The organism is Hydrogenophaga sp. ZJX-1 (genome assembly GCF_048590325.1).
Lineage (GTDB): Bacteria > Pseudomonadota > Gammaproteobacteria > Burkholderiales > Burkholderiaceae_C > Hydrogenophaga.
On the sequence record NZ_JBMBRA010000011.1, the window covers coordinates 46,589 to 72,625 of the forward strand.

The following is a 26,037-nucleotide window of genomic DNA, read 5'->3' on the forward strand; positions in this document are numbered from 1 at the left end:
CGACCTCGTCGATCACCACGAAGGAAGGCAACGATGGTGTCCACCAAGGAATTTAGGTGGACATCATGAAAAAGCCAGGAAGAAGACATGCCGGAGGTACAACGCCGAGCTCAAGCAGCAAATCCTCGCTCAGCGCGCTGTGCCGGGTGCTACGGTGGCCAGCATGGCCCTGTCCCACGAGTTCCCATCGAAGCCGCCCTTCATGAACGAATTCAGGAGTGGGCGAAAACACTGAAAATAGATACAGGAGGACGAAGAAAAGACATCCTGTCTGGTATTCTTCCCAGATTCTGGAGAAAACATATGGGCGACTCGAAAGACTTCCTCGACATCCTGCGCGACGCACTGACGCGGTTCAACAAAAAGGAGCTCGCCGAGCTCCTAAATCTCGATCCTAAAACCATTGGTCGCTGGGAACGACAGGAGACACATCCCTCTGCACTGGAATTGCCTGCCATCAGAAACATCCTGACCGCTGAAAAACGCAAGGCGGCCAGTCCGGCCGCTGACTTCACCTTCATCGACCTTTTTGCTGGCATCGGCGGCAATCGAAAGGCTTTCGAGATGGCCGGCGGGCAATGTGTTTTCACGAGCGAATGGAATCCTTTCGCGGTGAAGACCTACAAGGCAAATTTCTCGCATGATCATCATTTTGAAGGTGACATCACCAAGGTTGACGAGCACAGCATCCCCGATCACGATGTTCTGCTGGCAGGTTTCCCATGCCAGGCATTCTCGATCGCAGGGGTTTCCAAGAAGAACTCTCTGGGTCGCGACCATGGCTTCAAGGACAAGACGCAGGGCACGCTTTTCTTCGATGTAGCGCGCATTCTGGCGGCTAAACGCCCTAAGGCATTTCTTCTTGAGAACGTCAAAAACCTAGTCAGTCACGACAAGGGAAACACCTTCCGCATCATTCGCGAAACCCTGGAGAAAGAACTTGGGTATCACATCGAGTACCGGGTAGTTGATGGCCAGCATTTCGTGCCTCAGCATCGCGAGCGCATCCTGATTGCGGGCTTTCGCCGTGACGCAGGTTTCCGGTGGGACGATGTCCATCTGCCTGAGCAGGGCCCTCTTCTGAAATCAATCCTGCACCCGCAGGATGGCAGCGAAGAAGCCGAAGAGCCGTACACCACCGGTCCCAAGGCCATGGTGTCGCCGCGTTACACCCTCACCGACAATCTCTGGGCCTATCTCCAGGCCTATGCGGCGAAGCACAAAGCTGCGGGCAACGGCTTTGGTTTCGGGCTGGTTGATGGCCATTCAGTCACACGTACGCTTTCTGCGCGCTATCACAAAGACGGCTCTGAAATTCTCGTGTCGCAAGGCAGCCGCAGAAACCCACGACGGCTGACCCCGCGCGAGTGCGCGCGGCTCATGGGATTTCCGAAAGACTTCATCATCCCCGTTAGCGACACACAAGCCTATCGTCAGTTCGGCAACTCGGTGGTAATGCCGGTGATGGCGGCAGCTGCAGCGGCCATGAAGCCGGCCATAGTGACCCTGATCGAAGAGCAGAAAAACGCTGCCCAGCTCATACTGGCCTGAGGTGGACATCGTCGACCGCGCTACACGTAGCCGGATGATGTCCGGCATCCGTGGCCGCGACACTAAGATCGAACTGCTGGCACGCAAGGCCCTTCATGCAAGAGGCCTGCGCTACAGGTTGCATGACAGGAAGCTGCCTGGGCGACCAGACATGGCGTTCATTGGAGCGAAGGCTGCCGTCTTCATGAATGGCTGCTTCTGGCATGGGCATGATTGCCCGCTCTTCAGACTTCCGGCTTCCAACACTGAGTTCTGGCGGGTGAAAATCGACGCGAACCGGTCACGCGATATTGCCTCTCTCGAGGCCTTGCACGCGATGGGGTGGCGCACCGCGGTCGTCTGGGAGTGCGCCATGCGAGGCCGTCCGGCTTACGAATTCGCCGGTCTGCTGGACCGCCTTGAGGAATGGGTACGCAAAGGTTCAGGCAATCTGGATTTCAGACGTCCCTTGCCCGAGCAGACTACGGCGAAGCTTGCGGGCACAGAAACCTGAAAGAAACTGGGCAATTTCATGCATGACGACTTCTTCACCACTGGGCCGGACACATCTCTCGATGAGCTCATTGCCGTTATCGAAGGTGCGGAGCAGGTGTATCTCAAGAAGCTCTCGCTGAACGACTGGCAGTGGAGCGAGAACCCGCTGGCTCACCAGGGAGGCGTATACATTCCCCAGCAGGACCGCGATGGCGGATTCTTCCCCTCGCTCGGGCTTAAGGACCGGCCAGGGGGTGGGGCGCCGATCCGCGAAATCTGGTTTGAACTCGAATGGCCTCAGGTCGCCAGGACGAAAACCGCCCGGCTGGTTCACTACACCAGCAAAGGACAGGAGACGCACCTCACCAATCTGGTGAAGGACCAATTTCGAGGCGTCAACCCTGCATCCTTTCTTGTGATTGCGCGAGATCGACTGCGCGCGGGCGAACCGCGGTTCAGGGCGCTCATCGTGGATTCGAATGGCGCTGGCGTTGACTACCTTCGCGATCTTTTCCGCTTCGACTCTGCTTTCATTTCGGGTTGTTTTGTCCCCGAGATTGCGGCGAAAGAATCCGAAGATCGCGTGCTGGACCATGTCGAACAGGCGGTTCTTGCGTGGCGCGCCGGCACACTGGAAGCGTTTGCCGGGGCCCATGCAGTCATTCCGGGAACCGGCCAGCTTGCGGCGATGGCTCAGGCGGCGTACTTAGAAGCCAACGGCCAGTCCTCCCTGGATCCCTTTGCTATGGAAGCGCCCGGCGACGCAGTGATGCAAATCAGCCGCGACATTGAATACTGCCTGTTCAGGGACTTCGAGCTTCGGGCGAGATCGATGGAGCTTGTGCGCCTCGTGCTGGGCATGGACAGCACCAGCATGTCCGTTGAGCGGGCTCTGCGGGCATTGATCACCGAGTTCCCGCGCATCGACAAGGTATTGCTGTCTGCGTCTCAGCAGCGCAAATCGAGAGCTGGCAAATCATTCGAGCTGCATATCGAGCGCATGCTGAAAGACGGGCGAGTCCCCTATGAGGCACAGGTGGTGATCGAGTCGAAGAAACGTCCGGACTTCGTGCTGCCTGACTTCCGTCTCTATGCGGACTCGGGACGGGCACGAGAGGAAGCCTTGGTGCTCAGCGCAAAAACTACTCTTCGCGAACGTTGGAAACAAGTACATGGAGAAATCCGCGACTGCGACCTGTATCTGGCGACAGTTGACGAGAACGTCGCTGCAGCCGCAATTTCCGAGATGGGAGAAGCAGGCATCACCCTTGTTGTCCCTGAGTCGCTGAAAGTTTCAGACGCAGCGGTTTACCGGCAGCAGACCAACGTCATCTCGTTTGGCGAATTTTTCACTCTGCACTTGCGTCGCGATCGGTATCCGCTCTGGCGAACGAGGGGACTATTGACGTGAATGGTCTGACCCGATCAGGCAGCAAGCGGTTCGGGATGCTGGTTGTGTGCTTTTTTTGGGGTCGACAATCATCGTGAATCCGGTACATTCTGATACAGGGGGCTGCGAGACATTGGACTGCCGAACGGCCTGGGTGAATTTTTCCGAGGCCTAAAAATGAACAACCTGACCAACCTCCCGGACCCTTCGCGTCTGATCCATGGGCTCCGCGACACGGGCTATGACTTCAACACAGCCGCAGCCGACATCGTTGACAACTCGATTGCGGCAGAAGCGCAGAACGTCAATATCCGGATAGATCTTCATGCAGACGGACGGAAATTCGTTCTGTTTGGGGACGACGGCAAGGGCATGGATGAGGCAGGCCTGTTTGCCGCGATGCGCTATGGCGCGCCCGCACGTACCAATCTGCAGAGTCTTGGCAAATTCGGGCTGGGACTGAAAACTGCGTCAAGTTCAATCTGCCTGCGGTTCACACTGATCTCGCGCAATGCTCCTGATGCACCGCTTTCTAAGCTTGCCTGGGATCTGGAGCATGTGCAGACAGAGAACAAGTGGGAGATGCTGCAGGAGCCGATCACTAAGAGCGAAGAGAAAGACTTCGATGAGCTGTGCGGAGAGACGGGCACCCTGCTTATCTGGTCCAAGTGCGATCGCATGCTCTCGAAATCCTACACAGAGCCAGCGGGTGCAGCCGAGCGGAAGGCAGTGAGCACCCGGGTGAAGAAGCTGCGCGAGCATCTTGCACTCGTATTTCATAGATTCCTCGATCACGAGGAAACCCGTTATCGCAACGTGCGAATCTCGGTCGATGGCGAAGCTGTCTCACACTGGAATCCCTTTTATCCGCAACGATCTCTTCAGGCGCTACCTGAGGGCGCTAGGGTTTTTAAGATCGAGCTCGAAGACCAGTCCATCGAGCAAGCGACCATGAACGCTTGGCTTCTCCCTCACGCAAAGGAGATGACCAATGAGGAAAACGAGCGCTATGCCAAGATTTCCAGCCGTGGTCAAGGTTTCTACATCTATCGCGAAGGTCGTCTCATCCATCACGGTGGCTGGCTGGGGGTATTCCGTTCGGACGATCCGCATTACTCGCTGCTGCGGGTCGAGTTTGATTTTGGACACAAGCTTGACGATGCATTCAGGGTTGACGTCAAGAAGTCACGCATTCTCTTCGATCCAGCGCTTGAAGAAGAACTCAAGGAAAGGTTGACTTCTGTTCACCGCGAAGCCGACCAGCGTTACCGTCGCAAGAAGAAACAGCTTTCGGCTGAGCTGGACATTGACCATAGCAGCGCCAACAACAGCATCGCGGGTGCCCGCTTTACGAAGAAGCCGTCAGTCCAGTCTGTGGATCCTGCAGCGCAGGAAGCGGTGGTCAGCAATAACAGGGGCGCCGGCATTCGCATACACGTTCCAGTCCAGGGGAATGTGGATCCAGCTTCTGTGTACGTTGAGGCTGTATCGGACATCACGAGTGGTCGGCTCTGGGAGCCAGCGCTTCGCAGTACTGGAACATCAGGTTTCTCGACTGGTGTCCGACTGAACAAGCACCATGATTTTTATCAGAAGATCTATCTCAAAGCTGCCGCTTCGGGCTACGCCGTCGAGGGTATGGACCTGCTGCTCTGGGCCTTTTCGGCGGCCGAACAGAACAACACCGACCACGAGTTGCAGCCGATCTTTGAGGACATCCGGCAGGAGATCTCTGGCAACCTTGAGAAGCTGCTGCGGGACACCCCATTGCCGACAGAAACTGAGCTGGATGAGCTCAGTGGTGACACTGCCGTTGATCCATGATCAGGGACAAGTCTGACCTCTTGCGCGAAGAAGCCTGGCGCGGCGTAGGTGCCGGTGTTGTTGTCGTCCCTGACTCGCGTGGTTCGCGTTCTGGTCTCCGCGTTCACTTCGAAGGGTTTGGGCCTGAGGAGGGGCCGTACTTCAGGATCGTTCCCTCGGGATTAAAACGACACACGGTGACAGCCGAAATCGGGAAATTTGCCAAACCCTGCGTTGAGCAGATGAGGAAGGCACTCCCGGAACGCGTGGTCGTGGCACGTGCCTTGATCCGCCAGCTCGCAGCTTCGCATGTTCTTGAGATAGTGCCGGACCAGTCTGTCGACGATTGGTCCGTCACCGGCGGAGACTTCCGGATCAAAGTGACTGTCATGGGCATTGCTGATCCCCACAGTGACGAGGCGCTGAGTCTTACTGCACGCGAAGTGATCGTGCCTCTGATGGCATCCATGGCCGAACTCATTGGCTATGACGACCTTGCAGGCGCAGACGCGGAGTTTGATGAGGAGGGAAGGTTCACCGAGGCAACGGTGAAGCGGCGTGAGCGAAGTCCACGCAACCGGCTGCTCTGCCTTTCGATTCACGGGAAGCGCTGTGTTGTGTGCGGTTTTTCTCCACGAGAAATGTATGGCCAGGCTGGAGATATTCTTGAAGTTCATCACATCGAACCCCTTGGACAACTCGCTGCACCCCGCACCTACGATCCGGCCGTCGACCTGATTCCTCTGTGCCCTAACTGCCACCGGGCAGTGCATACCCGGCGCCCCGTTCCACTCCACCCTGACGAACTTCGCGCGTTACTCCAGCCATGACGATCACAGTTCCGGCAGATCTTCCACACTCCTACGACGATCTGGTCGCCGCTGCTCCTGCCGGCTATGAGGTCTCTACCCGGGTGATGCCGCCGGTGCTCGTGATCTTGCGTGAAGGGAAGCGGTATTTCGCAAGACCAGGAGCTCGAAAGACCGCCCGTGGAGTTACTCATACGATCAGGGCGGCAGGCATACATTGCAACTGGATCGAGCATGCTGGCACCATCTACCCACTCCCCCGGGATGTGGACAAAGTGATCTCTGCTGCACTGGCCGGCATGGACCCGGAGCGTCTGACTTTCCCAGAGATACTGCGTCTTGAGCGCAACGCCGGCGAGGAGCTGCCGGTATGCAGAGAGATTGATGTCCTTGTGCCTGCCAATGAGGAAGCGAGCCGGGAGGAGGACATGAGCGCCATTGCCGGGTTGCAGGCAACGCTGTACGGCTACCAGGCGCAAGGAGTAGCATGGATGTCCCGGATGCTGGATCACACTGGCGGGGTTATCCTCGCCGATGAGATGGGTCTCGGAAAAACGATCCAGATCATTGCGCTGTTTCTGCTGGATCCGCCGCAGCAAAAGACCCCTGCTCTCATCGTCTGCCCAACGACGTTGATTGAAAACTGGGTCCGCGAGCTGCGATCGTTTGCACCGACTCTCTCCGTTCTTGTGCATCGTGGCTCAAATAGAGCCGGGCTGCACTGGGATCTCCAGAAGGCGCAGCTGGTCATCACCACCTACGACACACTCGCGAATGATCATGTCATCTTCGGTGCGATCGAGTGGTCGTTTCTTGTCTGTGACGAGGCTCAGGCCATCAAGAATCCGGCCTCGCGTCGCAGAAACGCGATCGCGGGCTTGCGTCGGCGGCGTGCGATTCCGGTCACTGGTACTCCTGTCGAAAACGGACTACTCGACTTATGGTCCCTGATGGACATAGCCATTCCGGGCCTCCTGGGTCCGCAGCCAGAATTTGAAACCCGCTGGCCTGATGACGTCGACTCCGCGCGCTCACTTGCGGTGATTACAGATCCATTCGTACTGAAACGGCAAGTTGCGGAAGTCGCAAAGGATCTGCCGGAACGGATCGACATCGATGTGCCGCTCGAGCTCGGTGATTCGCTCGCGCAGGAATATGAAAATGTTCGCGCCGAAAGTCTGGCAAAGTATCCGGTGGCCGGCGCGTTGGTGGCTACCGGCCAGCTCCAGCTGTTTTGCGCGCATCCTTGGTTGCGGGTGCGGGATACAACACGGCCGAATTGGGAGGATGAGGTTGATGTTGACAGTGCATCCAGACTGTCCCTTCTCACCCCGAAACTCGAGCGCACGCTTGAACTGCTGGGCGAGGCGTTTCTCCGCGGGAAGAAGGTCCTGCTGTTTGCTACCTTCAACCAGTGCGGGCCGCTCATCAGGCAGGCTGCTTCGACGCTGCCCGTGGCATTCTGGGGAGCCATCAACGGTTCAACCCCACAGAAGGAACGGCAGTTGATGGTGGACACCTTCACAGCACACGCAGGCCCGGCTATCCTTGTCCTCAATCCGCGCGCGGCTGGAGCCGGTCTCAACATCACGGCTGCAACAGTCGTTATCCATTTCACACAGGTGTGGAATCCGGCGCTCGAAAAGCAGGCAAGTGCACGTGCCCATCGTCGGGGCCAGACCCATCCAGTCACGATCTACCGACTCTTTTATGTGAACACTGTCGAGGAAGTCATGCTCGACAGGACTCACTGGAAATCACAGCTGGGAAACGAAGCAGTTCCAGTGACTGTTCGCGACGGCCACGATCTAGCCCGCGCATTGCGCATTTCTCCAATGGAGCGGACATGAAGCGCCAGAGCTACGCAAAGATTCTCAGCGCCAACGATACGGGTGCTACAGGCGCACATCAGGCGGGCATTCTGGTACCCAAAGCAGATGCCGAGCTACTCGCTTTTTTTCCTGCGCTCGATGCATCGATCAAGAATCCCGACGCATGGATCCAGTGCGAAGATGAGAGTGGCGAAGTTTGGGAAATGCGCTACATCTACTACAACAACAAGCTGCACGTTTCCAGAGGGACCCGAAACGAATATCGCATTACCTGGATGACCAAGTATCTTCGAGCGAAAAAGGCTGAAGCGGGGGACTCCCTCATCTTCGAGGCCACGGATGAGCCCGGGTACTACAGGATCTCGGTCAGCTCAAGAGTTCCGACGGAGAAAAAACAGGGTATTGTTAAGCTTGCGGGTTGGCGACGAATCCATTGATTGCCTCCTGCACTCGGTAGCGCGCGGGAATCCCACATAAAAGCTCTCCCGCAGGGGGTGTAGGGCTTTGTACCAGCTTTCTCATCGCCGTCCTTGGCTATGAGCAACAGGTACCGCCTACGATCGCCGGGGCGGTTCATGATGAGATCGCCAGACTACCAAGGGCGTAGGTCTTGGGAACCTACGCAGCACATCTCAGGTACGGAACCTGCAGGTTGAATGGACACTCGAATCACCGAAGCGCATAGCTGTCGACTCGTCCCAACACCATGTGTGCGACCTTGCTCACAAAAGGACGTTCCTTAGCGTGTGCGACGAAGTGCTCGACGGCCGCGTACCCTTGTTCAGTAGGAATTACTCCCGCGTTGATACGACCAACAAATCGAGCAATTCCAATCTGCTCAATCGTCTTGAGTAGCTCTGGGTCATAGTTGAGTACTGGTGACTCCACATGGTTTTGGCTCATTTGGCCTCCAGCTTGACGTTGTGTGCTGTACGACTTAACAACTGCTCGATGAGGGCAATGTAGGGCATAGACCGACTAAACGCAACGTCGGCGAACCCGCCCACGCCCTTCGTGTGGTCGCCCCACCGCCAAAATCGGTACGGTTTCGAACTGTGGACGCAGATGACCCCAACACAGCTATCCACCACTTGAGGGGCACCATGATGTCCCGCTGCTGGTGGAAGCTTCTCGACACAAACGATCGGGATATAAAGCACGCTCCGGTAGTCGATGTCATGGCTTCCTCTCACTGAGACCCGCTTCGGTGGGAACGGGTTCTTTCCGTTCCTAAAATCATGTTCGACAAAATTTCGTCCTTCAAGCGCGACGTAGTAGGCAACAAACCTCTTCGCATCGACAGGTCTTTTGACCTCTTCATGGTTTGCCGTCCGAGCGCGCACCTGCATCTGCTTGCCCTCCGGGTCGCAAAACTCAAGCAGGGTTACATCAGTCACTCGTTTGCTGGGCACTCCGCCTATCAAGAGAGACATTTCGTCGCGTAAAGCACCTAGCGCCAACCGGATTGCATCATCTGTTTGCTGTGTTTGGATGCCTTGCTGAATCGGTGTTTTTCTGAGCGCTGCGGTCAAGTCAAAGAAGGGTGAATGCGCCTCGACATCTTTACTTTTGTCGAACAGGTCAAGCAGCTTCGGAGCACCGACTACAAAGAGTGCGATTCCACCAAACACATAGTCAAGCGATGATGCGTTTGCAATTGCAGTTCCAATGTATGCAAACCCCTCACCAACCGTATTGATCGATTCCGGCTGAGAGGTAGTAAGTGTTTTTCTCACTAACAGCGGGAACAAGGCCGTTGCGGCAACCACCAAGATGCGAGAAAGCAAAATGACAAGCGCGCGTAACGAAATGGATGCGCGAGGACTAACGAGCGCTGGGAGTGTGCTGTGCCAAAACCCACACAATGCCTCAGGAAACCCTCCCACAGCATGAATTCCATTGTGGACGTACATGTGTGCCTCGTCAGAGGAAGGAACTTGTGCTCCCCCTTTTGTTGATGTTCGCATTTTTATCTTTTATTCAGTGGAAGACACGCCCCGTGCATCTAAAACGATCAGAAGCCAAGGATTCATTGTTATTGTCCACGGTTTTGTTGAGTGGCTTCGCCAGCGGAGGGTTTATTCGGCGATCCTTGAATGACAAGTGACCTCAGCTGCCGACACTCACGCGTGCCAGGTCACCGATAGCAAACAGATGTTGTTGTTCTCCTCTAGAAACGATACCAACCGCGTGTAAGCAGAGCAAAGGAGACCAGCGCCTCAGGTCACCCCACTTGATGAATACGTGAAGGAGAATCTTCAATCCGCTGTGCAACATCCAACCCTTCAAGGGTGGGATGGCCGCATACGTCTATCTCAATGCTTGGGCGCTGCTAGCGTTGCCTACCTTCAGCGCATCGTGCAGGAGGCCGTGCCGGATCTAAGTGAAGAAGGACAGCGCAACCAGAAGCTGGCAGGCCGTGGCGGGACATGAGTGATCATTCCTGTGGCGGAGGGAGTTTGAGTCGGCGACGGGGCAGACGTACTCCTGAGATCAGCAACTGCATGGGGCCTAAAGGATCAACGTTTAGCGCCTTGGTCCATTGCACATAGTCCACCAGGTCAAGCCTCCGCTCACCTGTTTCTACCTTAGAAACATGGGACTGAGGCTTGCCTAGCCTGTCCGCAAGAACGTACTGACTCAAGCCCGCACTCTTACGTTCCTTGATCAGTAGATCAAGAAAGTCGCGATAGGCTTTTAGGTGAGTAGTCTTCAAGGCGGCAGGTGACGAGCAAGCCGCTTTATGATTCTGTTTTGGAATAAACCCAAAATGGGATTTTGGAGGCTAAATGAAAGCTAAGCGTGAGCGAGTGAGCTCCTTCGCAGGAAAGGGGTGTTTTGTGCAGGCCCTCGGGATACTTGCCCCGTTCGTGTTGGGTGCAGTTTTTGGAGCAGTGGGGATCGCCATCGGTATCTTGCTTCTGCTTTGGCTCTTCTTCTTGGGCTCTTCAATGTCGATGACGTGGCGCTGTGGACACTGTAGGAATCCACTTGCGAGCAAGAGCGTTCGGATATGTCCAACGTGCACTGCTGATCTGGAGTAGCAACATTCTTGTCATGGGACGAATGTTGTAGGTTCTGACCCCCTCCCGGGAAACTGGGGGAAGCCCAATGCTGAGCTGAGCTAGGTTTCCGGAGGGCGATCAGGCTTTGAGTTGTAGGGTTTGATATGCGAAGTCCAACTCCAGCCATGCATGCTGGTTGAGCACCAGGGTAGTTTGAGCTTGCCATGTGATGCTCCTGCCTTGGGGGATGCTGCTAGCCCAAAGTAGTGGCATAAAATGCTCACTCAACCACCGGTGCTCGCAATGGGGCTGAGACATGGGGTTAATCCCCGCCAGCCGCACCAAACCTTGCGTTGCACGCAAGTTGTTGCCCACGTCATATGGGTAACATCACGCCCCCGTTTGTTGATTCATCAGCACAACTGCGCCAGTGGGGATGCGGCTAAAAACCTGGACTACCTGGAGGTAGTTCATGTATTCCTACGAAGACCGAATCCGAGCCGTCAAGCTCTACATCAAGCTTGGCAAGCGCCTCAGGGCCACCATCTGCCAGTTGGGCTATCCGACCAAGAACTCGCTCATTGGCTGGTACCGGGAGTACGAGCGAAGCCAAGAACTGCGAGTCGGGTACTCGCGATCAGGACAGAAATATTCCGATCAGCAGAAGCAAGCTGCGGTGAAGCATTACCTTGATCACGATCGATACATTGCCTCGACCATGCGGGCATTGGGATATCCCGGTCGGGCGCTACTGACCGAGTGGATTGACGAGCTGCACCCCGAAGTTCGCCACCGAATGGTGGCGCGGTCACCGAACACCCTGCACTCCGACGCACTTCAAAGTGCAGCGGTGATTGAGCTTTGCACTCGAAAGACCAGCGCACAAGAAATTGCGCAGAAGCTGGCGGTGTGTCGGCCTACGCTGTACAACTGGAAAAACCAGTTGCTCGGCCGCGAGGTACCCGCATCCATGAAGCGTCCAAACGATTCACCGCCAGTGCCCGATACCGCCGAACTGCAACGGCAAGTCGAGTTGCTTCAACAGAGCATTCACCGTCTTCAGCTCGAATATGACATCTTGAAGAAGGTCAACGAACTGTTAAAAAAAGGCCTGGGCGTCAACCCTCAGCTCCTGAGCAATCGGGAGAAGACCCTGCTGGTTGACGCCCTGAAGCCCATCTACTCGCTCACAGAGCTACTTGGCGAACTTGGCTTGGCTCGCAGTTCCTACTTCTACCACTGCGCCCGCCAGCGAAGACCTGACAAATACGCTGACGCCCGCGTTGCCGCTGCCGATGTGTTTCAGAGCAACCACCGCAGCTATGGTTACCGGCGCATGCGTGCGGCGCTGGGCAGACGCCAGGTGCACATGTCTGAGAAAGTTGTGCTGCGCCTGATGAAGCAGGAGGGCTTGAATGTTCCCGCTCGCAAAAAGCGTCGATACGGGTACTACCTCGGAGAGATCAGCCTTGCGCCAGACAACCTCCTCAACCGTGACTTCCAGGCGGCGACACCGAATGAGAAGTGGCTCACCGACATTACGGAGTTCCAGATCCCGGCTGGAAAGGTTTACCTCTCGCCTGTGATCGACTGCTTCGATGGCATGGTGGTGAGTTGGACGCTTGGTACCCGACCGGACTCCGACCGTGGTGCCCATTACCGCTGGCCGGGCTGGCTCGCTCGAATGCACAGCGCGAAGCTGACGCGGTCGATGTCGATGTCGATGTCGCGCAAAGGGTGCTCACCGGACAACGCGGCCTGCGAAGGTTTCTTTGGGCGCCTGAAGAATGAGATGTTCTACCCGCAGGATTGGAAGTCGACCACCATCGAGGTGTTCATCCGAGCGGTGCACAAGTACATCGTCTGGTACAACGAAAAACGGATCAAGATATCGCTGGGCTTCCTCAGCCCCATCGAGTACCGCGAAAGTCTGGGCTTAGTCAACTGAAACCAGTCCAAGAATTACGCCGCACCCCCAATGGCTCAACTTTGGAAATGAATCAACAGGGTTGATCCCATTCTGGAAAGTGGTCGGCACTTGCCTGACACGAATGCTCCAGTCTGACCTTGCTGGCATCAGCTGAGGAGAATCAATCGCGGTCCTAAGTCCTTACACCAAACCGCAATAGGCGCCACCATCCAGTTGCAGGTTTTGCCCTGTCATGAATCCTGACTTGGCGCTGCAGAGAAATGCGCAGGCTGCACCGAACTCGGCGGGATCTCCAAACCGCTTGGCGGGCAAGGTGTCGGTTATCTTTCGTCTGGCTTCATCGCGGGGTATCCCCTCTTCCTGCATCAGGCGCGATGCCATGAACGCCTGCCGCGGCGTATCAAAGCGCTCGGGCAACAGGTTGTTGATGGTGACGTTGTCGACGATGGCCTCGCGCGACAAGGCCTTGCAGAGCGCGGTGAGGGCGGCGCGAGCGGCGGTGGACAGACCCATGGCCGCGTGGGGCGACTTGACCATGGCCGAGGTGATGTTGACGATCCGCCCAAACCGGCGTTCGCGCATCCCTGGCAGGGACGCCTGGATTAGAAAGGTCGCGGCGAGCAGGTTGCTCTCCAGCGCCCCGATCCATGCCGCGTGGTCCCAGTCCGCCAGCTGTCCGGGCGGTGGGCCGGCGTTGTTGTTCACCAGAATGTCGGGCGCCGGGCACGCGGCGAGCAGGGCAGCGCGCCCGGCCTCGGTGGCAATGTCGGTCTGAACGGGTGTAACGCGGGCATCCGTCTCGCGCCGCAGGGCCTCGGCCGCCCGCTGGAGCTTGGGCATATCCCGCCCATTGATGATGACCTCACATCCTTCCTGCGCCAAGGCGAGCGCACACGCATAACCCAGCCCTTGTGATGAAGCGCAAACCAGCGCCTTCTTTCCTTGAATGCCGAGATCCATACAGTCTTTCGGTTGGTTGGCCCGTCAATGCAGGTATCCGCCGCCGTCGCACAACATCATCTGTCCGGTGATCATCTCGGCCTCGTCACTGGCGAGGTAGGCCACCAGACTGGCCAGGTGCTCAGGTCTGCCGCGCTTCTTCAGGGCCTGGTTCTGCATCACGCGGTCAAATGCGTCTTCACCCGAATGCGCCAACGTGCCGGCCGTGGCGATCATGCCGGGGGCGACGGCGTTCACGGTGATGTTCTCTTCCCCCAGCTCCTTGGCCAGCACGCGCGTCATGCCCATGACCGCGCCCTTGCTGGCCACATAGGCCATCTGTCCGGGGTTGGCCAGGAAATAGGTGCGCGAGGCGATGTTGATCACACGGCCGGCGGTGCTTTTTTTCAACAGGGGATAGAAAGTCTTGGTGATCAGAAAGTAACCCATGAAGTTGACCTGGAGGAAACGGTCCAAATCCTCACGCGTATGTTCAAACCAGGGTTTGCGGCCGGACAGGATTCCGGCGTTGTTGACCAGGATGTCGACCCGCCCCCAACGCTCGGCGACCGCCAGTTGCGCGGCCGCCATGTCGGCATCCTGGGTGACATCACAGCGCAGGCCGAACGCATCACCTCCGGCCGCGAGGATCTCATCTCGAACGGCGGTGGTGTCCTGCACATCCAGCAGTGCAACGCACGCGCCCTCGTGCGCCAGCTTGAGCGCGATGCCTCGGCCCATGCCCGACGCAGCGCCGGTGACCACCGCAATCTTGTGTTTCAGTCGTTCCATGATGGTTCTGCTTGTGGGGTCGAGTGTTCAGGTCACTGGCTGAAGATCCGCGAAGCGCTTGCCTTCCCGCACCAGCTGTTCCAGCAAGGGCGCCGGCTGCCACCAGTGGCCATACTGGGCGTGCAACTGCTGAATGTCGGCCAGCACATTCGCCAGACCGATGCGGTCCGCCAGGTACATGGGGCCGCCGTGGTGGGCCGGGAAACCGTAGCCGGTCAGGTAGGTGATGTCGATGTCGCTCGGGCGCGAGGCAATGCCGTGCTCCAGCAAACGGGCGCCCTCGTTGACCATGCCGTAAAGGCAGCGTTTGATGATGTCGTCTTCGCTGATGGGCTGGCGCACGATGCCCATGCGGGCCGACTCGTCGACGATGAAACGCTCCAGATCGGGATCGCGCTGCGGCGTGCGGTCACCGGCCTCATAGCGGTACCAGCCCTTGCCGCTTTTCTGCCCCAGGCGGCCCTGGTCGCAGAGCTTGAGGATCAGGTCGTTCCAGCGCCGGTCGGTCGGTCGCGTGGCCATCTGGGCCTTGCGGGTCTGGTAGCCCACGTCGTTGCCGGCCATGTCGTGCACCGCGAAGATGCCCATGGCGTAGCCGAATTTTTTCAGTGCGGCGTCCACCTCGTGGGGCAGGGCGCCGTCCTCCACCAGAAAGTGGGCTTCGCGGGTGTAGTGGCGGAAGAGCGCGTTGCCGATGAAGCCGGGGTAGATGCGTGAGAGCACGGCGATCTTGCCCATGCGCCGGCCCAGGTCCATCAGGGTGGCGATCACGTCGGGCGCCGTCCGGGCGCCTCGCACCACCTCCAACAGTTTCATGACATGGGCCGGGCTGAAGAAGTGCGCACCCACCACGTCCTGCGGGCGCGAGGTGACGGCCGCGATGGCGTCCACGTCCAGGCCCGAGGTGTTGGTCGCCAGGATGGCGCCCGGTTTGCAGAGGGTGTCGAGCTGGCGGAAGATGTCCTGCTTCAGGCCCATGTCTTCGAACACCGCCTCGATCACCATGTCGGCGTCTTTCACATCGGCCATGGCCAGGGAGCCAGTGATCAGTGCCAGGCGCTGGTCCATATCGGCCTGGCCGAGCTTGCCCCGCTTGACGGTGGTGGCGTAGTTGTCTTTCACGCGGGCCAGGCCGCGCTCCAGCCCCTCGGCGCTGCTGTCGATCAGGGTGACGGGAATGCCCATGGCGGCCAACGACATGGCGATGCCGCCGCCCATGGTGCCGGCGCCGATGACGGCGACCCGGTTCACCGGGCGCAGCGGCGTGCCGGCCGGGATGTCGGGGATGTTCGCGGCCTGGGTGGTGGCCATGCGGGCGTGGGCCGTGGCGCGGGCGCGCTCTTCTTCGCTGACGGTGAACAGGTCAATGGTGCTCATGGTGGTTTCTCAGGCCTGGTTGTCTTGCAGCTTCTTCGCTTTGCCGTCGACGAACTCGCGCAGGCGGGCCTCGGCTTCCGGCGGACGCGCGCGGGCGGAGTTGAGTTGCTCGACGAAGAGGCCGTCGTCGTGCGACATGTCGTGGATGCGCGGCAGCACGTTGATGATCATCCAGTTGGTGTCCAGGCTGTTCTTGCCGATGCGCGCGGCCAGCTCACGGGCCTTGGTGAGGGCCTCGCCGGCGGGCGTGACGTAGCGCACCACGTGTTCCTGCAGACCCTCGGCGGGCGTGAGCAGGCGACCGGTCAGCATCATGTCCATCATCACCGTGGTGCCCACCACGCGCTGGATGCGCACGGTGCCGCCGCCGCCCACGAAGATGCCGCGCTGGCCTTCGGGCAGACCAAAAAGCGCGGTGTCGTCGCACACGCGCACATGGGCCGCCATGGCCAATTCCAGTCCACCGCCGACCACCGCGCCATGCAGCGCCGCCACGAACGGAATCGGGCCGCGGGCGATCAGGTCGAACACCTCGTGCCAGTTGTGGCGCTTGCGTTTGCGCGGCGCCTTGATCTGTCCGGTGGCGCGGGCCAGCGCCTCGGCCAGGTCCAGTCCGGCGCAGAAGTTGCTGCCATGGCCGAACAGCACGGCCACGTCGGCCTCTTCGTGGGCGCGCAGCACCGCGGCGCGCAGTTCGTCGATCAGCGGGTCGTTGATGGCATTGCGTTTGTCCGGGCGGTTCAGGCCGATCAGGGCGATGGCGCCGTCGAGTTGGTAGGTGATCAGGGGTTCGCTCATGAGTCGACTTTCGGTTTGGAACGGGGAGGCGGCGGCTCAGAGATCGAGCACCAACTTGCGGGTCTTTGCGCCGGAGCAGCAGACCATCATGCGGTCGCCCACGGCGCGTTCGGCATCGGTCAGCACCAGGTCGCGGTGGTCGGGGATGCCTTCGAGCACGCGCACCTCGCAGGTGCCGCACACGCCTTCGCGGCACGAAAACGGCGGCTCCACCCGGAGGTCGATCAGGCAGTCCAGGATGGACTTGCCTTCGGGCACCTCCAGCGTCTTGCGGCTGCGCGCCAGCTCCACGGTGAAGCCCCCGCCGGTGGCGGCGGCTTCCTTGGCCGCGAAGTACTCGCGGTGCACGCGCTCGGGCGGCAGGCCGGTCGTGGCCCGCTCATAGGCTTCGAGCATGGGCAGCGGGCCGCAGCAGTACACGTGCGCCCCGGCGGGCAGTCCGGCCACGACGCGGTCCAGGTCCAGCATCTGCCCACCGGGTTCCTGGTCGAAGTTGAGCAGCACCTCGGCGCCGGCCTGGCCCTGGTAGGTGGCCAGCACCGCCAGAAAGCCCGTGTGTTCCCGGGTGCGCGCGGTGTAGTGCAGGCGCCAGGGCGTGCCCAGCGCCTGTGAGCGGGCGATCATGCCGAGCATGGGCGTGATGCCGATGCCGCCCGCGATGAACACGTTGAAGGGCGCGCTCTCGTCGAGCGGGAAGTTGTTGCGCGGCTCGCTGATGGTGAGCACGTCGCCCGCGCGCAGCGCTTCGTGCACATGGCGCGAACCGCCGCGCGACTTCGGGTCGCGGTTCACGCCGATGCCATAGCGGTGGGTTTCCCGCGGGTCGTTGAGCAGCGAATAGCTGCGCACCAGCGGGCCGCCCGGGGTGTTCAGGTGCAGGTCGATGTGTGCGCCGGCCGTGAACGCGGGCAGGCGCTGGGCCGGGTGCAGGGGCACCAGCTCGAAGCCGAGGATGTGCTCGGCCTCGAAGGTGATGGAACGCAGGCGAACCTGGAAGGTGGAAGAAAGGGTCACGTGTCGGTCCTTCAGAGGTCGATCACCTGCATCGGCTGGATGGCCACGCCCGTGGCCTCTTCGTGCGCTTGCTGAACCCAGGCCGGCTGGCCGGCGTGGAAGATGAAGTGGTTCAACAGCCGGCCCCACTTGGGGTGCCGCTGGTAGTCGGCCAGGTGCAGGCCGTTGAGGAAAAAATCGCGCGAGTCGCTGGGCAGCTCCAGGCGCTCGTTGCGTTCGGGGTCGCGCAGAATGCCCTTGGGATCGCGCCCCGCCTGCACCGCGTCGATGTCCTCGAACAGCTGGCGGCGCAGCATGGCGATGCCACGGTCGCTGGCCCCCAGGTGTTCCTGCGTGCGGTCGGCGATGCGGCCCTGGCCGACCCAGGCCACGATGTCCTGGTTGATCACGTGGCTGGTGAGCCAGCGGCCATCGGGGTCGCGGATCGGGCTGACCCAGGTGGGGATGCTGGCTTGCTGGTAGGGCTCGGACTCCCGTGGGACGCGGATGAACGACCAGGTGACGCTCAGCGTGTTCTCGTCGTCCACCGGCACGCGCCACTCGAAGTGGTCGCCGAGAAAAAAGCCGTTGGGCCACAGGCAGACGCGCCCGATGGTCCAGAGCGGGTGGCGCTCGTCGGTGTCGGCGGTGATGCGCTTGTACAGAAAACCGTGTTCGAACGCTTCAAACGCCAGCTTCAGGTGCGTGGGCGCGTAGCCGTCCCCTTCGGGCCCGGCCGCACCGCGCAGTCGGCGGCTCCAGTTGGCGTGCATCCACTCGAAGTGCACCGGGTCGATCGAGTTCTCTTGCGTCTGCAACCAGTTGCAGGGCACATCGGCAAACACCGCCTGCACAAAGCCGTTGGGCCAGTGGAAGGGCGCCCAGTCGGGCAGTTCGGGCGCAGGCAGCGGGCCCATGTAGGCCCACAGCAGGCCGGCGAGCGGTTGAACTTGGTAGGCTTTGAGCTTGACTTTGCATTTCAGTCGAGCTTGTGGATCAACCTGCTCTTCGTACGGCTGAGCCACACACTGTCCGTGGGCGTCGTATTGCCAGCCGTGGTAGTTGCAACGGATGCCGTTGGCTTCGACAAAGCCGTAGCTCAGGTCGGCGCGGCGGTGGGCGCAATGGCGGTCCACCAGACCGTACCGACCCGAGAGGTCCTTGAACAGCACCAGGTCTTCGCCCATCAGCCGCACCGGCTTGACGGGGTTGCGATCCAGCTCGTCGATGCCGGCAACCGGGTGCCAGTGGCGACGCAGCACCTCGCCCATGGGGGTGCCCGGCCCCACCTGGGTCAGCTGCCGGTTTTTGTCTTCGCTCAGCACGCCATCACTCGGGCTTGAAGCCCGAGGCCTTGATGATGGGTTCCCAGTGGGCCAGCTCCGCGCGCTGCAGTTTGTCCATCTCGGCGCCGTTGCGGAAGTGCGGCTGCACCCACAGGCGCTGGGCCATCTGTTCCTTGACCTCGGGCATCTGCAGCACCTGCTGGACGGCCTTCTGCATGCGCTCGATCTCGGCGGCGGGTGTGCCCGCGCGTGCCCACATGCCGGTCCAGCCTTCGCCCGAGGTGACGTCGATGCCCTGTTCGGCAAAGGTCGGGATGTCGGGCATCAGCGGTGAACGCTCCTTGGTGAAGATGCCGATCACGCGGATCTTGCCGGCGCGGTGGTGCGCCATCATGCCGTCCATGAGGCTGATGGCCGATGGCACATGGCCGCCCAGCAGGTCGTTCACCATCGGCGGCGAGCCCTTGTAGGGTGTGACGGGCAGGTCGATGCCGGCCGTCTTGGCCAGCTGCTCGCCCAGGAAAGCGTTCTGCCCGCCGAGGCCGGGGGTGCCGAAGCTGCCCTTGCCGGGGTTTTTCTTGACCCATTCAATGAACTCGCGCGCGTTCGTCGCCCCGGTGTTCACGGCCACGCCCATGCCCAGCGGGTACGAGGCCACGGTGGCCACCGGGGTGAAGTCTTTCACGATGTTCCAGCGGATCTGGTGGCCGAACACCAGCATCTGGAAGGTGGGGGTGGCGTTGGGGGCCACCATGAAGGTCAGGCCGTCGGCCGGCGCTGCGAGCAACGCGTCGGCGGCCATGCGACCGCCCACCCCGGCCTTGTTGTCGATGATCACCGGCTGCCCCAGCAGGTTGGGCAGGCGGTCGGCAACCACCCGGGCGATGGCGTCGGTGGCGCCGCCCGGGGGGAAGCCCACGAGGATGCGGATGGCGGGCCTGGTCTGGGCCCAGCTGGCCTGGGGCAGCGCCAGCAGGGCGCCACCGGAGAGCAAGAGGTGACGGCGGTTGATCTTCATGTTTGTCTCCTGGATAAGGACATGCACGGACCAGACGGTCCGGTGGTGGCCCGAGGTGTCTGTGCACCTTTCGGACCGGTGAAGTGGAGCGGCTCAGGCGTCGGCCAGGGCGCGCCAGTCGGTGCCGGTGGGCAGCACCACGCCCACCGAGCGGATCTTTCGGTAGTCCAGGTCGGGGTGGTGGGCCATGGTGGGCGCCTTGCCTTCCATGAATTCGCGCGCGGCCTTCAGCAGCGCCTGGCGCACGCGGATGACGGCGCCGTCGGCCGAGCAGAGTTGCTCGTCGGTGCGGTCGGCGATCGGGCCCTGGCTCAGAAACATGGCGAAGTCCTCGGTGCCCAGGTGCTGGGGGAAGCCGGTCTTGTGGCCGCGTTTCATGATGTCGCGGTTCTGGCCCCAGTTGTCTTTGGCGGCGCCCGGCGGCAGCGGCGGGAAGTTCCACACGTCGGGCGTGGCCGACATGATGGTCATGCCCAGCGGACGGTGCGGGTTGTAGTGCACGAACCAGGCGCGGTGCGTCACGTCGTCCACCGGGGTGGAGAAGAACACCGTGGTCGGGCCCTGGTCGTCGGGCGGGCAGATGATGCCGTACCACGGCATGACGAAGTTGTTGATCCGCGCGTAGGTGTTGCCGTCGGGCAGGGCTCGCAAGGCGGCGTAGCGGTAGCCGTAGGGTCGCTCCTCGAACTCCAGCTTGGGCGCCAGCGCCTTGGTCATCAGCATGCGCTGGTTGCCGCCGCCGGCCGTGAGCTGGGTGGTGGACTCGTGCAGCACGCCCACGTGCGAGGAGTCCATGGACGCTTCCACGCCCTGCACCCAGTTGGTGGGCACCTCCGCGCTGGTCACCGAGCGCTGGGTGGCCGGCAGGTCCATGAACGGCAGGTCGGGGAAGGGGGGCGGCGTGTCGCCCGTGCCCAGCCAGACCCAGACGATGCCACCCCGGTCCACCGCGGTGTAGCGGTTCACCCGCACGTGCTGGCAGAACTGTTCCTGGTTGCCAGCGTGGTTGGGGGCTTCCACCACCTCGCCTTTGACGTTGAACTTCCAGCCGTGGTAGATGCAGCGGATGCCGTTGTCCTCGTTGCGGCCCAGGGCCAGCGAGGCCTTGCGGTGTGGGCACTGCTCGTCGAGCACGCCGACGTCGCCGTTGGTGGCGCGGAAGGCCACGTAGTTCTTGCCCAGCAGGCGCACGCGCACCGGCGCGCCATCGGCCTCCAGCTTGAAGGCCGGCACGGCGGGCATCCAGTAGTGCTGGCGGATCATTTCGCCCATGGGCGCGCCGTTGTCGACGCGGGTCAGCAGATCGTTGTCTTCTTTGCTCAGCGGCATGTCGGTTCTCCTCAGCAGTCTTCGTCTTTGCGGAAGGCGCGCGGGTACACGCGCCGGCAGTTGCACTCAAAGATGTTTTTCTTCTGTTCTTCGGTCAGCCAGCCGATGCCTTCGATGACCGGTTTCATGTCGTCGTAGTCGCGCCCGGTGAGGGGATCGCGTGCGCTGCCGGTTCCGGGCTTTTCGGTGCCGAACAGGACGTTGTCGGTGCCGGCCACCTTGAGCAGCAGCTCCATCGCTTCGCTGCTGTAGTTGCAGGTGTCGAAGTAGAGCTTCTTGAGCTGTTCGTCGAAGGTCTCCTTTTCGCCCTTGCGCACGTTCCACGAACGGAAACGGCCCATCTGGTAGGGAATGGCGCCGCCGCCGTGGGCCACCACGATCTTGAGATCGGGGAAGGTGTCGAAGGTCTTGGCGCCCAGCAGCGAGACGATGGAGATGGTTTCCTCGTTCAGGAACTTGAGGGTGTAGGACTCGCGTTCGCTGCAGCTGCTGGCGGAGTGGATGAGGCCGGGCACGTCGAGTTCGACCATCGCCTGGTAGAGCGGGTGCCAGTACGGGTCACCCATGCCGGGTGGATCCCCCAGGCCTTCGGTGGCATCGGGGTTGATGAGGCAGCCGACAAAGCCGAGTTCGTTGACGCAACGCCGGAGTTCCGGGATGGCACGCACGTCGAGCGCTTCGTCCATGAACTGCGGCAGGCCGGCCACGCCCCGGAAGCGGTCCGGGAACAGCTTGACGAACTCGGCGATCAGGCCGTTGCAATGCTGGGACCAGAGTTCGGTGACCTTGCCGGGCTTGACCGAGTGCAACTGCAGGTAGGGGCGCGGCGAGATGAACTGGATGTCGGTGCCGACCGAATCCATGATGCGGATCTGGTCCTCGGCCACCTTGCGGATCGAAGCCTCCGGAATCTTGGGCAGGGTGTAGGGGTTGGCACGCCCACCAACGAGTTCCGCCATGAAGCGGAAGCTCTCCGGCGGCATGTGAATGTGGGCGTGGGAATCGATGATCATGAAACGGCGTCTCCTGTGGAAGTGGTGAAGGGGTTACGAAACGAAGGCCATGACCTCGATCTGCAGCCACAGGCCGTGCTGGAGGTCCTGCACCACGATGTGGCGTGCCGGGCGGTCGTGCGGGTCCGGGAAGCAGGCCAGCCATTCGGCGTTGAGGGGCTCGCGCACCGAGTTGTCCTTGATCGTCACACTGAACTTCGCCACGTCGTCCAGCGAGGCCCCGCCCGCCTGCAGCACCGCCCGCAGGTTCGCAAACGTGTGGCGCACCTGGGTGGCCGCGTCGGCGGGCAACTGGCCGGTGGCCGCGTCCTTGCCCGACACCGCCGAGGTGCAGAGCAGCGGGCCCACACGGGCCGCCGCCGGGATGGGCGCGTTGTGCGAGGCGCCGGGGACGTCGATGGATCGGGGAGGGCGTGGCATGGTGGGGACGGGTGGGTGTTGGGCCGGGCGCGTCAGGATTCGCCGGCTTCGGTTTCGAACAGGCTCATGGGCATGCGGGCGAGGAATTCGGAGAACCCGGTGGAGCCCGAGGGCACGTGCAGGATCATCTGGTGGGCGGCGGTGGCTTCGTCACCGTCCTGGATGGCGCGCGCCACCTTCAGGTGGTCCTGCATCGACTTGTTGATCTGCGCCTTGGTCACGAAATTGCGCAGGCTGTAGCGGTAGATCTGGCGCCGTGCGGTGCGGATCAGGTCGGCCAGGTAGGTGTTGCGGCTGCCCACATAGATCACTTCGTGGAAAGCGGTGTTGGCCAGGGCGTACTCCTCGGTTCCGCCCTGAATCGCGGCGTCCTGGCATTGCTGCAGGGCCGCGTCCAGCTGGGTGCGCAGTTCGTCGTCCACCCGGCGTGCCGCGAGCCTGGCGCACACGCCTTCGAGCTCGCCGATGGTTTCCATGATGGCGCGCACCTGGCTGATGGACAGGCGGGCCACCGACATGCCCTGGCGCGGCGCGATGCGCACCAGATCGCGGGCGGCGAGCTGCTGCAGCGCTTCACGCACGGGGGTGCGGGAGACCTGGAAACGCGCGGCCAGCGCGCGTTCGTCCAGCGGGCTGCCCGGGGGCAGCTTGCCAGATTCGATTTCCTCCTGCAGCGCGTTCCGGATCTCGTTGGCCCGGCCGCCGCGCGGGCGCGCGTCGTCGCTCGGCACCGCGGCATCGGGGTCGTTCAGGGGGTCGAGGTGGACAAGGTTTTCCATGGGCATGGCAAATATACCTCCAAGTTGTTGTGGTATGCAATAAAAAAATCAATGGATGCCACAAATGGCGACTCCAGCGATCAGATTCCATCCTAACCACAGTGGACGGCGGGCAGCGGAAAACCGCCGCTGTCATGGGTAAAAGGCCCGGAATACATGGAGAACTTCGTGTTTCTATTGGAGGGTTACAGGCTTTGAAGGGTCTCGGTGTAAACCCTATAAAACCAATTTTGCCTATCGTGGTGTATTGAAAACACATTTTATGTATGCCAGAATCGCCGACAGAAAGAACACGTCGGTGCACTCAGGTGCCGCGTTCGACATACCAGAAAGGTGTTTTTGCATGTCTCAGCCTGCTTCAGCGTGTGCGTCGGTGGCCTTGCCGGTGGACCGGATCCTTCGGCCGCGTTCCATCGTGATCGTGGGTGCGTCCGCCGACCCGCGTTCGTTCGGCGGCTTCGTGCAGGGCAACCTGGACCGCTTTGGCTACGACGGCGCGCTGCACCTGGTCAGTCGCAGCAGCGATGAGATTCAGGGGCGTCCCTGTGTGAAGACCATCGACGCGCTGCCCGAGGGCATCGATCTGGCGGTGCTGGCGATTCCCGAGTCGGGCGTGATGGAGTCGGTGAAGGCCCTGGCCGCGCGCCGTTGCCACGCGGCGGTGCTGTTTGCCTCGGGCTATGCGGAGGCGGGCGAGGAGGGGCAGACCCGGCAGCAGGCGCTGGCCGAGGCTGCGCGGGCGGCCGGCATCCTGCTGGTAGGCCCCAACTGCATGGGCTTCACCAACCTGGCGGCGGGCGTGCCCGTCACCTTCGAGCCGCTGGCGGCGCGCGAGCGCGAGCAGCGCCCCGGGGTCGGCGTGGTGGCGCAGAGCGGTTTCATGGCCGCCAACCTGCGCGACGCGTTCCTGGGCCGCGGCGTGCCGGTGACCTCGGTGTTTTCCACCGGCAACGAAGTCTCGGTCTCGGTCGAGGACGTGCTGGCGCACCACATCAGCGATGCGCAGACCCGCGTCATCACGGTGTACGTGGAGCAGATCCGCCGCCCGCAGCTGTTCCTGCAGCTGGCGGCGCAGGCGCGGGCCGCGGGCAAGCCGCTGGTCTTGCTGATGCCAGGGCGCAGCGCCCGGGCCCGTGAGGCCGCGCAGTCGCACACCGGCGCGCTGGCCGGCGACCACGCCACGGCCAGTGCCCTGCTCCAGCGCGAGGCGGTGGTGGTGGTCGGGTCGCTGGACGAACTGCTCGACACCAGCGCCATCCTGTTGCGCTACCCGCAGCCGCCAGCGGGCGGCACGGCCTTCATGACCGGCTCCGGCGCCATGAAGAACATCGCGCTCGACTTTGCCGACGACCTTGGCCTGGCGCTGCCCGAACTCACCGCACCCACGGTGGCCCAGCTCACCGCGCTGCTGCCGGCCTACGCCGTGCCCGAGAACCCGCTGGACTACACCACCATCGGCGTGCGCCAGCCGGGCCTGATCGGCGAGCTGTTGCTGACCCTGCTGGCGGACGAGGGCATCGGCAACCTCGTGCTGGCCATTCCGGTCGGCCCCGAGATGGCGCAGCGCGACAAGGCCGAGCACATCGTGCCCGCCATCGCGCGCGCCACCAAGCCCGCCGTGCTGGTGCTCACTGGTGACGGCAGCGCCGTGGAGCCGTTCTTCATCGACGCCATCACGGCCAGCGGGGTGCCGCTGTTCCGTTCGGCTGACCGCGCCCTGCGCGCCCTGCGCCAGGTGGCCGCCTACGGCGAGGCCCTGCAGCGCGCCGCCCGCGCCACCCGCGAGCTGCCGCCCGTTTTGCCCTTGCCGGGCGCGGTGCCGGCCAACGGCATCTTTCCGGAATACCAGGGCAAGGCCTGGCTGGCCCAGGCCGGTCTGGCCGTGCCACAGGGTGCGCTGGCCACCAGCGCCGACGAGGCGGTGCGCATCGCCGCCACCGTGGGCTACCCGGTGGTGCTCAAGGCGCAGGCCAGCGAGTTGCCCCACAAGAGCGACGTGGGCGGTGTGCTCGTGGGCCTGGCCGACGAAGCCGCCCTGCGCGCGGGCTGGACGCGCCTGCACACCAGCGTCGCGAGCCACCGGCCCGGGCTGGTGCTGGACGGCGCCCTGGTCGAGGCCATGGGGCCGCGCGGGCTGGAGCTGGTGGTGGGTGCCAGACGCGACGCCGAGTGGGGCCCCGTGGTGCTCGTGGGCCTGGGCGGCATCTGGATCGAGGCGCTCAAGGACGTGCGCCTGATCCCGGCCGACATGGCCGTGGCCGACATCGTGGTGGAGCTGGGCCGCCTCAAGGCCGCTGTGGTGCTGCAAGGCATCCGCGGTGCGGCCGGTGTGGACCTGCACGCGATTGCCCGGGTGGTCGCGCAGGTGGGCGCGCAGATGCGGGCCAACCCCGCCATCACCGAGATCGACATCAACCCCCTGGTGGCCTACCCCGCCGGGTCGGCCCAGCCCGTGCTGGCGCTGGACGCGCTGGTGGTGGCCGCGGCCGCCTGAGAGAC

23 protein-coding genes are annotated in these 26,037 nt (G+C 61.7%); 9 read left to right on the forward strand and 14 right to left on the reverse strand.

Translation table 11 applies throughout. The annotated features are described in order from the left end of the window. Positions 1 to 303: 303 nt before the first annotated feature. The 7 genes from dcm (at position 304) to ACN5W5_RS23245 (ending at position 8,296) form a co-directional block, all read left to right on the forward strand. A complete protein-coding gene (gene dcm, locus ACN5W5_RS23215; RefSeq protein WP_420050783.1) occupies positions 304 to 1,551 on the forward strand; it encodes a DNA (cytosine-5-)-methyltransferase in 1,248 nt (415 codons plus the stop codon). Position 1,552: 1 nt separating this feature from the next. Beyond that, complete coding sequence (locus ACN5W5_RS23220) at positions 1,553 to 2,044, forward strand: very short patch repair endonuclease (RefSeq protein ID WP_420050784.1); 492 nt, start codon at positions 1,553 to 1,555, stop codon at positions 2,042 to 2,044. 18 nt (positions 2,045 to 2,062) lie between these two features. Beyond that, positions 2,063 to 3,436 (forward strand): type II restriction endonuclease, encoded by a 1,374-nt coding sequence (locus ACN5W5_RS23225; protein ID WP_420050785.1) that lies wholly within the window; start codon positions 2,063 to 2,065, stop codon positions 3,434 to 3,436. Positions 3,437 to 3,592: 156 nt separating this feature from the next. Next, on the forward strand, positions 3,593 to 5,239 hold the full coding sequence (locus tag ACN5W5_RS23230; protein WP_420050786.1) for an ATP-binding protein: 1,647 nt from the start codon (positions 3,593 to 3,595) through the stop codon (positions 5,237 to 5,239). A 176-nt stretch (positions 5,240 to 5,415) separates the two neighbouring features. Next, positions 5,416 to 6,048: an HNH endonuclease gene (locus tag ACN5W5_RS23235; protein ID WP_420050787.1), complete on the forward strand. Its 633-nt coding sequence runs from the start codon at positions 5,416 to 5,418 to the stop codon at positions 6,046 to 6,048. Beyond that, positions 6,045 to 7,877 carry a DEAD/DEAH box helicase gene (locus ACN5W5_RS23240; protein ID WP_420050788.1) on the forward strand — a complete coding sequence of 611 codons (1,833 nt, stop codon included), beginning with the start codon at positions 6,045 to 6,047 and terminating at the stop codon, positions 7,875 to 7,877. The genes ACN5W5_RS23235 and ACN5W5_RS23240 overlap by 4 nt, the downstream gene beginning before the upstream one ends. Beyond that, positions 7,874 to 8,296 (forward strand): EcoRII N-terminal effector-binding domain-containing protein, encoded by a 423-nt coding sequence (locus ACN5W5_RS23245; RefSeq protein WP_420050789.1) that lies wholly within the window; start codon positions 7,874 to 7,876, stop codon positions 8,294 to 8,296. Before ACN5W5_RS23240 ends, ACN5W5_RS23245 begins: the two co-directional genes overlap by 4 nt. 232 nt (positions 8,297 to 8,528) lie before the next feature. Here the strand turns inward: ACN5W5_RS23245 and ACN5W5_RS23250 are convergent, their stop codons facing one another. The 3 genes from ACN5W5_RS23250 to ACN5W5_RS23260 all read right to left on the reverse strand — a co-directional run bounded on the left by ACN5W5_RS23250 (position 8,529) and on the right by ACN5W5_RS23260 (position 10,575). Next, positions 8,529 to 8,762 (reverse strand): hypothetical protein, encoded by a 234-nt coding sequence (locus tag ACN5W5_RS23250; protein ID WP_420050790.1) that lies wholly within the window; start codon positions 8,760 to 8,762, stop codon positions 8,529 to 8,531. After that, positions 8,759 to 9,772: a hypothetical protein gene (locus ACN5W5_RS23255; protein ID WP_420050791.1), complete on the reverse strand. Its 1,014-nt coding sequence runs from the start codon at positions 9,770 to 9,772 to the stop codon at positions 8,759 to 8,761. Before ACN5W5_RS23255 ends, ACN5W5_RS23250 begins: the two co-directional genes overlap by 4 nt. A gap of 524 nt (positions 9,773 to 10,296) precedes the next feature. Beyond that, on the reverse strand, positions 10,297 to 10,575 hold the full coding sequence (locus ACN5W5_RS23260; RefSeq protein ID WP_420050792.1) for a helix-turn-helix domain-containing protein: 279 nt from the start codon (positions 10,573 to 10,575) through the stop codon (positions 10,297 to 10,299). Positions 10,576 to 11,336: 761 nt separating this feature from the next. On the opposite strand from ACN5W5_RS23260, the gene ACN5W5_RS23265 reads away from it, so the two are divergent. Continuing rightward, entirely contained in the window at positions 11,337 to 12,812 is a 1,476-nt protein-coding gene (locus ACN5W5_RS23265) for an IS3 family transposase (RefSeq protein ID WP_420050793.1), read from the forward strand. Positions 12,813 to 12,974: 162 nt separating this feature from the next. Here ACN5W5_RS23265 and ACN5W5_RS23270 read toward each other — a convergent pair whose 3' ends face one another. The 11 genes from ACN5W5_RS23270 to ACN5W5_RS23320 all read right to left on the reverse strand — a co-directional run bounded on the left by ACN5W5_RS23270 (position 12,975) and on the right by ACN5W5_RS23320 (position 23,538). Further along, the gene (locus ACN5W5_RS23270; protein ID WP_420050794.1) at positions 12,975 to 13,754 is read right to left on the reverse strand and encodes an SDR family oxidoreductase; all 780 of its coding nucleotides are present in this window, start codon (positions 13,752 to 13,754) and stop codon (positions 12,975 to 12,977) included. Positions 13,755 to 13,778: 24 nt separating this feature from the next. After that, a complete protein-coding gene (locus ACN5W5_RS23275; RefSeq protein ID WP_420050795.1) occupies positions 13,779 to 14,525 on the reverse strand; it encodes an SDR family NAD(P)-dependent oxidoreductase in 747 nt (248 codons plus the stop codon). 27 nt (positions 14,526 to 14,552) lie between these two features. After that, on the reverse strand, positions 14,553 to 15,902 hold the full coding sequence (locus tag ACN5W5_RS23280; protein ID WP_420050796.1) for a 3-hydroxyacyl-CoA dehydrogenase NAD-binding domain-containing protein: 1,350 nt from the start codon (positions 15,900 to 15,902) through the stop codon (positions 14,553 to 14,555). 9 nt (positions 15,903 to 15,911) lie between these two features. Continuing rightward, a complete protein-coding gene (locus tag ACN5W5_RS23285; protein ID WP_420050797.1) occupies positions 15,912 to 16,700 on the reverse strand; it encodes a crotonase/enoyl-CoA hydratase family protein in 789 nt (262 codons plus the stop codon). Between the two features lie 36 nt (positions 16,701 to 16,736). Beyond that, a complete protein-coding gene (locus tag ACN5W5_RS23290; RefSeq protein WP_420050798.1) occupies positions 16,737 to 17,714 on the reverse strand; it encodes a PDR/VanB family oxidoreductase in 978 nt (325 codons plus the stop codon). An 11-nt stretch (positions 17,715 to 17,725) separates the two neighbouring features. Beyond that, positions 17,726 to 19,018, reverse strand: coding sequence for a Rieske 2Fe-2S domain-containing protein (locus ACN5W5_RS23295; RefSeq protein WP_420050799.1), 1,293 nt, complete (start codon positions 19,016 to 19,018; stop codon positions 17,726 to 17,728). A 4-nt stretch (positions 19,019 to 19,022) separates the two neighbouring features. Beyond that, a complete protein-coding gene (locus tag ACN5W5_RS23300; RefSeq protein WP_420050800.1) occupies positions 19,023 to 19,997 on the reverse strand; it encodes a tripartite tricarboxylate transporter substrate-binding protein in 975 nt (324 codons plus the stop codon). A gap of 93 nt (positions 19,998 to 20,090) precedes the next feature. Beyond that, positions 20,091 to 21,326 (reverse strand): Rieske 2Fe-2S domain-containing protein, encoded by a 1,236-nt coding sequence (locus ACN5W5_RS23305; RefSeq protein ID WP_420050801.1) that lies wholly within the window; start codon positions 21,324 to 21,326, stop codon positions 20,091 to 20,093. An 11-nt stretch (positions 21,327 to 21,337) separates the two neighbouring features. Continuing rightward, the gene (locus ACN5W5_RS23310) at positions 21,338 to 22,339 is read right to left on the reverse strand and encodes an amidohydrolase family protein (protein WP_420050802.1); all 1,002 of its coding nucleotides are present in this window, start codon (positions 22,337 to 22,339) and stop codon (positions 21,338 to 21,340) included. Between the two features lie 33 nt (positions 22,340 to 22,372). After that, positions 22,373 to 22,759 (reverse strand): RidA family protein, encoded by a 387-nt coding sequence (locus ACN5W5_RS23315; RefSeq protein WP_420050803.1) that lies wholly within the window; start codon positions 22,757 to 22,759, stop codon positions 22,373 to 22,375. Between the two features lie 32 nt (positions 22,760 to 22,791). Further along, the gene (locus tag ACN5W5_RS23320; RefSeq protein ID WP_420050804.1) at positions 22,792 to 23,538 is read right to left on the reverse strand and encodes a GntR family transcriptional regulator; all 747 of its coding nucleotides are present in this window, start codon (positions 23,536 to 23,538) and stop codon (positions 22,792 to 22,794) included. Positions 23,539 to 23,881: 343 nt separating this feature from the next. On the opposite strand from ACN5W5_RS23320, the gene ACN5W5_RS23325 reads away from it, so the two are divergent. Then, entirely contained in the window at positions 23,882 to 26,032 is a 2,151-nt protein-coding gene (locus ACN5W5_RS23325; RefSeq protein WP_420050805.1) for an acetate--CoA ligase family protein, read from the forward strand. Positions 26,033 to 26,037: the final 5 nt, after the last annotated feature.

Bases quoted from the DNA above. Each gene is read 5' to 3' on its own strand.
- ACN5W5_RS23285 (WP_420050797.1), bottom strand. From the start codon at position 16,700: ATGAGCGAACCCCTGATCACCTACCAACTCGACGGCGCCATCGCCCTG.
- ACN5W5_RS23240 (WP_420050788.1), top strand. From the start codon at position 6,045: ATGACGATCACAGTTCCGGCAGATCTTCCACACTCCTACGACGATCTG.
- ACN5W5_RS23275 (WP_420050795.1), bottom strand. From the start codon at position 14,525: ATGGAACGACTGAAACACAAGATTGCGGTGGTCACCGGCGCTGCGTCG.
- ACN5W5_RS23225 (WP_420050785.1), top strand. From the start codon at position 2,063: ATGCATGACGACTTCTTCACCACTGGGCCGGACACATCTCTCGATGAG.
- ACN5W5_RS23310 (WP_420050802.1), bottom strand. From the start codon at position 22,339: ATGATCATCGATTCCCACGCCCACATTCACATGCCGCCGGAGAGCTTC.
- ACN5W5_RS23250 (WP_420050790.1), bottom strand. From the start codon at position 8,762: ATGAGCCAAAACCATGTGGAGTCACCAGTACTCAACTATGACCCAGAG.
- ACN5W5_RS23245 (WP_420050789.1), top strand. From the start codon at position 7,874: ATGAAGCGCCAGAGCTACGCAAAGATTCTCAGCGCCAACGATACGGGT.
- ACN5W5_RS23230 (WP_420050786.1), top strand. From the start codon at position 3,593: ATGAACAACCTGACCAACCTCCCGGACCCTTCGCGTCTGATCCATGGG.
- ACN5W5_RS23280 (WP_420050796.1), bottom strand. From the start codon at position 15,902: ATGAGCACCATTGACCTGTTCACCGTCAGCGAAGAAGAGCGCGCCCGC.
- ACN5W5_RS23300 (WP_420050800.1), bottom strand. From the start codon at position 19,997: ATGAAGATCAACCGCCGTCACCTCTTGCTCTCCGGTGGCGCCCTGCTG.
- dcm (WP_420050783.1), top strand. From the start codon at position 304: ATGGGCGACTCGAAAGACTTCCTCGACATCCTGCGCGACGCACTGACG.
- ACN5W5_RS23305 (WP_420050801.1), bottom strand. From the start codon at position 21,326: ATGCCGCTGAGCAAAGAAGACAACGATCTGCTGACCCGCGTCGACAAC.
- ACN5W5_RS23320 (WP_420050804.1), bottom strand. From the start codon at position 23,538: ATGGAAAACCTTGTCCACCTCGACCCCCTGAACGACCCCGATGCCGCG.
- ACN5W5_RS23255 (WP_420050791.1), bottom strand. From the start codon at position 9,772: ATGTACGTCCACAATGGAATTCATGCTGTGGGAGGGTTTCCTGAGGCA.
- ACN5W5_RS23325 (WP_420050805.1), top strand. From the start codon at position 23,882: ATGTCTCAGCCTGCTTCAGCGTGTGCGTCGGTGGCCTTGCCGGTGGAC.
- ACN5W5_RS23315 (WP_420050803.1), bottom strand. From the start codon at position 22,759: ATGCCACGCCCTCCCCGATCCATCGACGTCCCCGGCGCCTCGCACAAC.
- ACN5W5_RS23270 (WP_420050794.1), bottom strand. From the start codon at position 13,754: ATGGATCTCGGCATTCAAGGAAAGAAGGCGCTGGTTTGCGCTTCATCA.
- ACN5W5_RS23265 (WP_420050793.1), top strand. From the start codon at position 11,337: ATGTATTCCTACGAAGACCGAATCCGAGCCGTCAAGCTCTACATCAAG.